General features: G+C 60.2%; 7 protein-coding genes and 1 pseudogene. 1 reads left to right on the plus strand and 7 read right to left on the minus strand.

Features of this window, described 5'->3' with window-relative positions; all coding sequences use genetic code 11:
• Positions 1–56: 56 nt before the first annotated feature.
• The 6 genes and pseudogenes from IF809_RS32490 to IF809_RS32515 all read right to left on the minus strand — a co-directional run bounded on the left by IF809_RS32490 (position 57) and on the right by IF809_RS32515 (position 7779).
• Positions 57–1277, minus strand: coding sequence for a substrate-binding protein (locus tag IF809_RS32490; RefSeq protein WP_035711494.1), 1221 nt, complete (start codon positions 1275–1277; stop codon positions 57–59).
• Positions 1274–2137, minus strand: a complete 864-nt coding sequence (locus IF809_RS32495; RefSeq protein WP_035711497.1) for a branched-chain amino acid ABC transporter permease — start codon at positions 2135–2137, stop codon at positions 1274–1276. Before IF809_RS32495 ends, IF809_RS32490 begins: the two co-directional genes overlap by 4 nt.
• An 845-nt stretch (positions 2138–2982) precedes the next feature.
• A pseudogene (locus tag IF809_RS32500) lies at positions 2983–3839 on the minus strand (pyruvate kinase); the annotation flags it as partial.
• 145 nt (positions 3840–3984) lie between these two features.
• Positions 3985–5760: an FAD-dependent oxidoreductase gene (locus IF809_RS32505; protein ID WP_049802025.1), complete on the minus strand. Its 1776-nt coding sequence runs from the start codon at positions 5758–5760 to the stop codon at positions 3985–3987.
• On the minus strand, positions 5757–6617 hold the full coding sequence (locus IF809_RS32510; protein ID WP_035711502.1) for a phosphoenolpyruvate hydrolase family protein: 861 nt from the start codon (positions 6615–6617) through the stop codon (positions 5757–5759). Before IF809_RS32510 ends, IF809_RS32505 begins: the two co-directional genes overlap by 4 nt.
• Positions 6610–7779: a Tm-1-like ATP-binding domain-containing protein gene (locus tag IF809_RS32515; RefSeq protein WP_035711506.1), complete on the minus strand. Its 1170-nt coding sequence runs from the start codon at positions 7777–7779 to the stop codon at positions 6610–6612. The genes IF809_RS32510 and IF809_RS32515 overlap by 8 nt, the downstream gene beginning before the upstream one ends.
• A gap of 799 nt (positions 7780–8578) precedes the next feature.
• Here IF809_RS32515 and IF809_RS32520 point away from each other — a divergent pair.
• Complete coding sequence (locus tag IF809_RS32520; RefSeq protein WP_018645264.1) at positions 8579–9085, plus strand: hypothetical protein; 507 nt, start codon at positions 8579–8581, stop codon at positions 9083–9085.
• A gap of 4 nt (positions 9086–9089) precedes the next feature.
• Here IF809_RS32520 and IF809_RS32525 read toward each other — a convergent pair.
• Positions 9090–9941, minus strand: an 852-nt coding sequence (locus IF809_RS32525) for a sigma 54-interacting transcriptional regulator (protein WP_462839569.1), incomplete at its 5' end; no start/stop codon positions are given.

Here is a 9941-nt window from a genome sequence, read left to right on the forward strand (position 1 = left end):
ACGAGCAGCTTCAATCACGTGTGGCGGGGGCTGTGTGCCAGTGCCGGTCGATGACATCAGCACTCCTTCGGATCGACCAGGCCGGCGCTACGCGCGACAATCTCGTACTGGCCGCCCTTCGCCACTCCAATGTACATGTTCATCCTGCAGTGGCGCTTGCCGGGCGCCATTTCGGCAGGCCCGCCCGGCCCTTCCGCAATCTTCGCGTGGTCGAGGGCGGCGGCTACCGCGTCGCGGTCAATTGTGCCGGCCTCCTTCACTGCAGCCTCCCACAGCTTTAATCCTCGATAGGTGCCGGTCGCGGCGCTGCCTGCCGAGAACCGGAACTTGGCTGGAAATTGTTTGTCGTAGGCCGATTGAATCCTGGCGCTTACCGGATCCTCCGCCGCAAGCATCTTGTAGTAGTCGAGGCTGCTCGCGAGCCCTTCAATCTCTTGGGCCTGGTTCATTTCCAGGAAATTTTCGTCGTAATAGACGCACCCCAGCCGCCCGCCGTTTTTGGAGAAGCCGGCTTGATAGAGCTGTTTAAAGAACGGGCTGACGCCGGGCGGGACAATGGCGTTGAAAACCACGTCGACTTTGTTGGATATGATCCGGCTAACTGTGGAGGAAAAGTCAATCTGGTCGAGCGGGTAGTATTCTTCAAAGACGACTTCGCCACCGCTGCTCTCGATCACCTTGCGTGCATAGGCGTTGATTGTTTGCGGCCAAACATAATTGGAGCCAGGCAGGGCAAAACGCTTACCACCATTTTTGATCAACCAGGGAATGAACTGGTCACAATTCTGTGCCGGTACCGGTCCCGTGCAGAACAGATAGGGCGTGCACTCTTTACCTTCGTAACCTTCCGGATAGATATAGAGCGTCTTGCCGCGAGAGATAATGACGTCCTTGATCGCATTGCGCATCGAGCTCGAGATACCGCCAATCACCAAGTCGACCTTGTCTCGCTGGATCAGCTTTCGCACATTTCCCACGGCGACGGATTCGTCGGAGGCAGTATCCTCAATCAGGAGTTCGATCGGGCGTCCCAACAGGCCGCCGGAGTCGTTGATCTCCTTGACCAGCATGCGAGCGACATTGGCGTCAGTGTTGCCGGCAAAGCCAAGTGACCCGGTAAGATCGGTCGCAATGCCAAGCCTGATCGGGCCTTCCGCAGCATTTGCCCAATCCGGGCGAATTATCCAGCTGCCCGGACCCGCCGCGATGGCGGCGGAGGCGAAGGCGAAATTGCCGAGAAAGCGGCGGCGGCTCAGTTGACGGCTGGCGTTGATCATCGGTTGACCCCTCTTCCCGAAACAAGGCCTTGCGGCCGGAACTTGATGAAAATGATGGCAAGCACGAACACCAGAACGTCGGCGATAACCGGTGACATCAGCCAAGGCAGCCAGGCACTGAACGTGCCGATGACGCCGGCGCCAGCGACTGGGCCGGCGAAGGACCCGACCCCACCGACCATCACAGCAACGAAACCCTGGATAAGAAAGCGGATGCCGAGATCGGCGAACAATGAAAAGACCGGCACGATCAGCGCGCCGGCGAGACCCGCGAGTGCCGCACCAAATGCAAAGGTGACGCTGTAGATCATGCCCGTGGAGATGCCCGAGGCACGCGCCAGCTGTGGGTTCTCCAGCGAGGCGCGGACTCGCAGGCCGAACGAGGTGTAGGCGAGCAGAGCATGGCTCGCGGCCATGACCAGCAAAGTGATGATGACGATGACGCCGCGCCAGGCGGCGAAATGCAGACTGCCGATCGTGATAGAGCCACTGATTGGCTCCGGCACCGAGAGATACAGTCCCCCGGTCAGGCCGCGCACGGCTTCGCGAATGATCAGCCCCAGCGCATAGGTGCCAAGCATGGCGACGATTGGAGCGGCATAGAATCGGCGCACCACGAGTTTTTCCAGGACGAAACCAAGCGTGCCGACCGCGACGGGCGCGGCAAGCATGCCGAGCGGGACCGGCAAACCGACGCTGTGCATGAGATAAGTGACGTAAGCGCCGAGCAGGACGAACTCGCCTTGGGCGAAGTTGAAGATGCCCATCATGCTGGCAATGATCCCGAGACCGAGCACGACCAGCACAACAATGGCACCGAAGCTCAAAATCTCGAAGGTCGCGATAAGTAGCGTATCCATGCTGCTGCGTCACATTCCTTGGGCTTGCGAGCACAGCTTCTTCACGCCGACCGCGCGAAGGCGTGAGCTACTCGTTGGAATGCGAAGGGCTGCTGTCACAAGAGCGCTCCTGGAAGGTCATCCCGGCAATGGGAGTTGCAGGCGATGGTGGGCTTCTAGGGCGGCCCGCCTGTCGGCGCTTCATTCACGACATGCGGCTCGAGATTGCCTAGATCAACGTAGGGAGATTTGGGTAATGTTGGGTAATGTTGGCCAGGCGACCGACATTGCGGACACGTTAAAGAGGTCCTACGGCGGGTCGCCGGCCGTTCTCGCCAGCCCAATTTCGATGCAGCCAAAAGCGATAGAGAGCTATCCGCATGCCCTCACCGCAGGCTCCCGCAAACGCGCGCGTCGTTAGCGCCTACCGAACTATCGGAGGAAACCAGAAGAGCTGACGCACCATTTGCGATGGCCGCAGGCCGTGAGTTCAGCACCGAGAAGGCATCAAGTCATTGTGGCCGAGCACCTGGCTTGCCGACCAGCGGAAATGTGAATTCAATTCCCGCACCCGCAAACGTGGTCCACAGAGTCTGCAGCAGATCGTCGGATGCGGGAGGCGTGTCATTGTACTCTTCGAGCCGCCTGATGACGGCGCACGATAACCCGCTTCGCTCGGCCAACTGCTTCACCGACCAGTTCAGCATCCCCCATGCGGCTCGCAATTGCCTCCCCGTGAGCTTCGATGCGGCTCTCCGCTCCCTTGCGAGTATATCGTAATGCGCGTCGATCTACACGCCGAGCCACTCCCTTACACCGCCATAGCTGTTGCCGAGCGGTACAGCGTGCATCGATGGCAACGAGAAGGTCGCTGTCGGCGCAGTGATCATCGAGTCCGGCATCTGGGTTGCGACGATGACGGGCTTGGCAACAAGCCGGCAGGCCCTGACGACTCCTTTTGCCGGCCCAGCACCTCCTCAGGGGGATTTCAACCCTGAGGTCGCCTCGCGCGACCATGATGGCGTCTGACAAGTGGATCATATCCCAATACGATCAAGCGCCATCGGGGTCTCGATCTTGGCAACGCCACCGGCGGCCTCACCGATCAAAGCTCGTGCCTCGACCAGGTCAGATGGTTTCTGAACAAAGGACAGCAACCCAGTCGACGCCAAGCTCGAGGCCGAACGCAAGATCGGCTCGATCCTTCTTGGTTAGAGGCGAGATCTTGAGCAGCGCGCCTGGCAGGCTGGCGCCCTTGTGATCACGGATGACGCCGCCGATCACAACGCACGCCATTCTCCGTTCAGAACCGAGCTTTTCGACGACTAGCTAGACGAACGCCCATCGTCAATGAGCAGGGCCTGACCGGGATAAGCGGCTGCGAATATTTCTGGATGAGGCCGCGGGATTGACTGCTTCCCGCCTGTCTCTTAGCGCGAAGCAGACCGTCTCCCCGGCATCCAGCGCGAGCTTGCCTTCATCGAGCCGGCCAATGCGGATCTTCGGGCCTTGCGGATCCTGCAGCACGCCGATCGGCCGATTGAATTCCAGCTCCAGCGCACGGATCGAGACGAGCACACGGGCGTGATCGTCATGGGTCCCCGCGGCTGAAGTTCAGCGTGAAAGTATCAGCCCCCGAAAGATAGAGCGCACAAAGCTTTTCAGGTGATGCGGTTGCCGACCCAACGGTTGCGACAATCTTGGCATGGCGTGAGCGGCGCATCGTGCCCCTCTAGTTCAGAAGATAAGTTCAGCATCAAACGAGATAGGGCCGCTCACAAGGTATTCAAAGCGAGCTGGCCGACGTTGCGCACTTTCGCTCTCTCCACCGTCCGTCGTTGCTGGACCAAGAGGTGAAAACACTGCACTTATGCACCGGATGCCGCCGCCGTCTGTCCCTGATGGGTGGATTGTACGATGCTGTTCACCGCGCGGTAGGCGAACACGATGGCTGGTCCGATCGTAATGCCGGCCCCAGGGTAGATCCCACGCATCGGTGAAGTCATGTCGTTGCCGCAGGCATAAAGACCTGCGATCGGCACGCCGTTTCCATTTAGGACCCTTCCGCCAGGATCCGTTGACAGGCCGGTCGCAGTTCCAAGGGTCGCCGGGACAATCGGGAGCGCAATGAATGGCCCGTTCTTGATAGCTCCAAGGTTCGGGTTTTTCTTTCCAACCGCGGGATCTCCCAGGGTTCGGTTGAAAGCCGATTCACCGCGTTTGAAAAGCGGATCGCGCCCTTCAGCTGCGTGGGCATTATGTTCTTCAACGGTCTTTTGGAGCTCTTGCGGGTCGAGGCCCAATTCCGCCGCAAGCTCCGCAATCGTCCGGCCAATCTCGATGTAACCCAAGCGGGCATACTTCTTGATACTCAAAGTCCAGGGCCAGGGGAGCAGGTGTCCCATGCCTCTGAGGCGGACGAATTCCTTGTCGCAGATGAAATAGAACCGCTTGTCCGCCGGATAGCCGCTATTGAACATGGCAAGACAGATGTCATGGTACGAATTGGATTCATTGACGAAGCGCTTAGCATTTGGCCCCACCGCGATGACACCTGGACGGCCACGATCGAGCCAGCCGTACGGGACCACTTGCGAGGAGCGGCCGTTCCTGAGGATCGACACGGGCGTCCAGAATCCACTCGATGCAACGTCATTATCGATCGCAGCTCCGAGCCTGCCTGCGAGCGCAATGCCGTCTCCTGTGACATCGCTGTGGGCCAGCGTATCATTGTGCTGGTGGGCTCGGCTGAGCTGGGCTCGCAATTTACCGTTCCGCGCAAAGCCACCGGTTGCCAGGATTACTCCGTGCGAGGCTCGGACGCGGAGATCCGTGCGATCCCGCTTGAGGAGTGCGCCAGTAACTCTCCCTCCCTCCCTCATCAGATCAACCGCTGGGCAGCTTGGCCAGATTTCAGTGTCGTATCTGCGAAGGCTTGCCAATAACCGCGCGATCAGAGCATTGCCGCCACTGAGTTCAGTGCCCCTCCTGTAGCGCAGCCGGTCGCCTGCGTAGCGGCTGACCCGGCGAAGGACGTGCTTGAGCGAGGCAGCCGACTGGAAGGGATTGAGAAAGCTTCTGACCTCGCCGGACGAAATCATCATGCCGCCGAGCACGACGCGAATCGGATCACTTATCAGGTCGAAATCCTTGCCGAGAAGCCGTCCGTCGTAAGCTGCGGGGCTCAGCGCCCGGCCCATGTCGATCCCGCCGATCTGGCTCGAATGATAATCCGGAGCGGAGGCCAGTGTGAACTTGACTTCACTCCCATTCTCCAAGCTGGCGAGCGCCGTTGGGCCGTCTTCAAGATAGGCATCCACGAAGTCGGGGCGATAGTAATCGCCAAGTTCGTGTTGCAGATAGATCTTCGCATTCGCAATCGAATCATCGATTTTCGCCGCTCGAGCCTGCATTGAGCATGGAACCCAGATCATGCCGTTCGAGAGGGCGGTCGTGCCACCGAGCCGGCCAGACTTCTCGCATACCGTCACGCGAAGTCCGGCTTTTGCCGCATAGAGCGCCGCGGACAGCCCGGCAGCGCCGCTGCCGATCACGAGCACGTCCGTCTCCCAATCGTGCGTCGGCTTGTTCGCTTTGGAGGAGGAAGCGGTACTAGGTTTCAATTTGGTGATCGGGTTGTTCATTCCTGCCTCGGTGCAGATTTCTGCATTGATTGCTGACGCTTTCGCGGGAGCGGAACGGCTTTGAATTCTTCGGCTGCAGCTTTCACCGCCCGCTCGATCGGAATCCGTTCGATGGAGGAGGCGCCAACGAAACCGACACATCCGGTAGACCGGTAGACTTCCGAGGTATCCTGGGGCTCGGCGATTGCCCCGCCATGGCAGAGAAGGATGACTTCCGGCCGAACGGCTTGAGCGGCAGCATTGATCTCGTTGATGCGCCTGATGGCCTCTTCGATCGACTGTCCCGCCTCATGACCCACAAGCCCGCCGCGCGTTGCGCCGACATGTGGGACAATGCAGTCGGCTCCCGCGGCTGCCATCGCCTTGGCATCGTGCGGGCTTGCGACATAGGCGAGGGAGAAGATGTTCTTCTTGCGGGCCGCCGCGATCAGCTCGACCTCACGCTCGAAGCCGAGCCCGACGCGGCCACGACGCTCGCGCCATTTCTCACCCATCGTTGAAATGGTCGGGTAATTGATCACGCCGGAGAATCCGGCAGCCCAGAACTTGTCCAAGAGATCATCGAGCTCGAGCCGGAGGGGATCCCAGGCCTCGACACCGCCTATAACAGGAACCGAGGAGACGACGTTGCGGATCTCCGCCGCGAGCTCGAGCGTGCGCGCATTGGAATCGCCGATCCGGCTCGTCGGCAGCCCCATCAACCGCGACAGCCCGGTGCTGTAGACCACGAGCATGTCGGCGCCGCCGAGAGCTGCGCATTTTGCGACGAGGCCGCAACTGCTCGCCGCGGCAAGCACTGCCTTTCCAGCCTCAACTTGAGCTGTGATCTTTGCGAGTATTTCGGCCCGATCAAACATCCGCAACTGATGAATCTCCTGGTGTCAATTGTTCGACGATCCACGATGCGGCCGCCTCCGCAAATTCCGGATCATTGATGTGACAATCCAGCTCGCGGGCGATGATCGATCGCGGCAGATGTCGCCTGACCGCGTCGAACCAGGCCCTATCGGCTTCAGGGTTTCGAAAGATGCCGCCGTCCCGGTCATAGTCAGAGACCCCCTTGACCGGCCACAGAACGAGGGCGGGCGCCTTTGCTTGCGAAAGGCGCTCGGCTGTGAGCCTGCCTATGCGCTCATTCTCCGAGACGGTCGTACGCATGAGCGTCGTGAAGGGGGTATGCGAATAGAATTGGCGCTCCTTGAACTCGGCAGGCACGCTCGAGGGAGGGCCAAAATTTACCATATCGACGGCCCCCGGGGCGATGAGCTGCGGAATCATGCGGCGAGATGCTGCTTTGAGCCGACCCGGACCCGCACTAGCGGTGCCGCCGACAAGCTCGTCAGCGAGCTCGGTTGTGGTCAGATCGAGCACCGCATCGAACTCGCCGGCGGACACGAGCTGCTCCATCTTGCGGCCCCCGGCGCCATTGGCCGGAAAGACAATCGCGTCGATGCCTGCCTCTGCCAGCCGCGCGACACAGCGATTTGCCGCCGGCGTCGTGACCCCAAAGGCCGTGATCGCAACCGTCTTCTTCTTCCGCCGATCCTGAGCGGGCACATAGCGCATCGCCGCAATGGCCCGCCCCGCATTGTCCAGAACGCGTTCGGTGAACGCGTTGATCCCGAAAAGATCGACCAGGGTCGGATAGAGGATGATGTCGTTGTGGAGGGCCAATTCGGCCAGGAGGGCTGGCCTCGCGCTGCTCACCAGTAGCTTCGGGAATCCATACGGCAAATCCGATACAACTTCACCGAAGACCGCGCTGCCTTTGCCGCCCGCCACGCCGACGATGGCGTCGATCGCACCTGATCGGAGGAGCTCCTTGACCTCTTCACGCGCGCTTGCAGCTATTTCCCGCAAGACCTCGGCGGGTGAAACCACGCGTGCATCGCTGCTGTTCCTCCGGTTTGATGTGCCTACATCAATCGTAAGAGTCTTGCGGCCCCACTGTTCGATGACGCGCGCGAGATAAGCGGTTTCGCGGCCCTTTGTGTCCAGGGTTGCGACGATCGCGGCCATGCCCGCAGGATCGCACCGCTGACCATCCCGGATCGACCTTTCGTCGTCCGCGTAATGGTGAGACACGATCTTCCTCCTGGACGTTTCTGGACACCTGGAGGTCTAGATCGGAGTGAAATGGCCCATAAGCCCGGATACGAGCGCGATTGGGTAAAGTTGGGTAGCTCCAAGCGGCCATAGCAGCAGCCGCTTCATCCTGAGCGCCACCGTAACGAGGGAAGCCGCCTCTCCCCTTTGCAAGGAGGCGAGCGTCAGCTGGCGGAGCTTTGTGGTTTGGGCCGCCCGCATCGTCGGCGCGCTCCGAGACAAAAAGATGCCGCTGCCGGAATCTTCCAGCAGCGGCGCGAGTCAGGGAGGAAGCAGACGAGCCGGTCTGCTAGCGGATCCGTAGGACGCAGCGATAGCTCGCCCGGAATTTTCTACCCGAGACGCTTCACGGGCCCTTTTTCAGAACGAGCCGAACTCGGGCAGCATCGGCAAATCGTATCCGGCTCACAGCAAGGCGCGGAGAGGCTACTCAAGCAAGAACGGCTATGACGGCGTTAGCGTTCATCGCATCCAGCCGAGCCCGGCTCCCCCGCCGAAGAAAGACATGACATTGCTCCCCCAAAGATCGACGAGTGGTGGTCTAGACCTCGATGGAATGGCGTGTAAGATCGGCGAAAGGTTCAAATGGGTAGGATTGGGTAGAACCGTGAGAGCCAATGTCTTTGGTCGCCTTGCCGCAAGTCTCCCCTCGCCTCGCGGTGATCAGATAACGATCTATGCGCCGTCACTGCGGACTCTTCCGCAGAATGCCATGCTCGTCATGGCTACACTTCCTGTCATCGACTGGAACGACTGCCTCGTGCGGGACTTGCACGCGAGCCCCAAGGCGCCCCCTTGCTGCTATGCGGCCGTCGTCATGATCGATCCCTTTGCCTGCTGGGAAGATCTCGGAGATCTGTTACAGGATGCAAAGATGACCGGAGTGACGAATTTTCCGCCAGCCTGCATGATTGAACGGACATCGGCAGGAGTGCCGCTCGATCGCGGTCAGGAGCTCGAGCTTCGCCGTATGGAGTGGTTTGCAAGGCGCGGGTTCAAAGTCCTGTTTATCGCGGCGGACGAGGCAAAGATGACAGCAGCGGAGCAACGGCTTGGTTCGCAGCTGGATGGGGCCGTCTATCTGCGACCCGAGGCGCTTGCGCTGCCGATTGGATCGGATATCGGGCTCGTAAGCCTTGGCTCTCATGGATCGTCGTCGGTACCGAGGTTCTCCCTGGAGCAGGCCGCCACGGCCAAGCAGCCGCTACGACGGGCATGAGGCCTTATTCGAGGATCCGCAGTTTCTTGATTTTATTGTAGAGGGTTTTGCGCGAAAGCCCGAGAGAGCGAGCAGTCTTGCCGCGGTGAAGCCGGTTTCTCTTCAAGCCCTCGATGATCCAGTCTCGCTCGGACAGCGAGGCCGCGGGCCGTGCGCCAAAAGGTGGCTCCAACAACGGCTTTAGCACCTCACCGGTGATGTGACTTGATGGCAAGGTCACGAGCTGGTTCACGACCTGCCGCAACTCGCGCAAATTGCCTGGCCAATCGTGCCCCGCGAGCGCAAGGAATGCAGAGTTTTCTATCGTGAGCGTCTGGGCGCTGGAATCTCCTTTGGCTTCGACGGTGAAGTGTTGAACGAGTTGCGGCAGATCTTCAAGCCTGTCGGGTAGCGAAGGCAATTGGACATCCAGCCCGGTAAAAAGGTCGAGAAGCCGCGCGCACAGAACCGTTTCAAGACCAGCGCCTCGGGCCACGGTCGCGGTGGCAATGATCCGGGCGTTGGAACGCATGACAGTTACCCCGTTCAGAGGGGTAAATCCGCCTGTCTCGAGGTAATCGGCAAGGCGCTCCTGTCCATCGCGCGAAAGTTGGTCGACATGCAATAGCACGACGGCACCGTCACTCGACGCCTCCAGGAGTGACAATTGGCGTCTGCCGCTCTCAAGACGCTCGGCGCCGAACAACGGGCCAAGTATATCCATCGCCGGACCGGGGCGGCAATGAAACAACGCCGTTTTGGCGTGCCTGCGGTCGCTAAACGCGTGAACCAGGGTTGCTATTCTACGCTTGCCAGAGCCGGCCTCCCCCCAGATGAGGACCGGGCGGGGGGTCGCCGCAACGCGTCTGGTGATCTC

It is taken from the genome of Bradyrhizobium sp. UFLA06-24 (genome assembly GCF_054967145.1).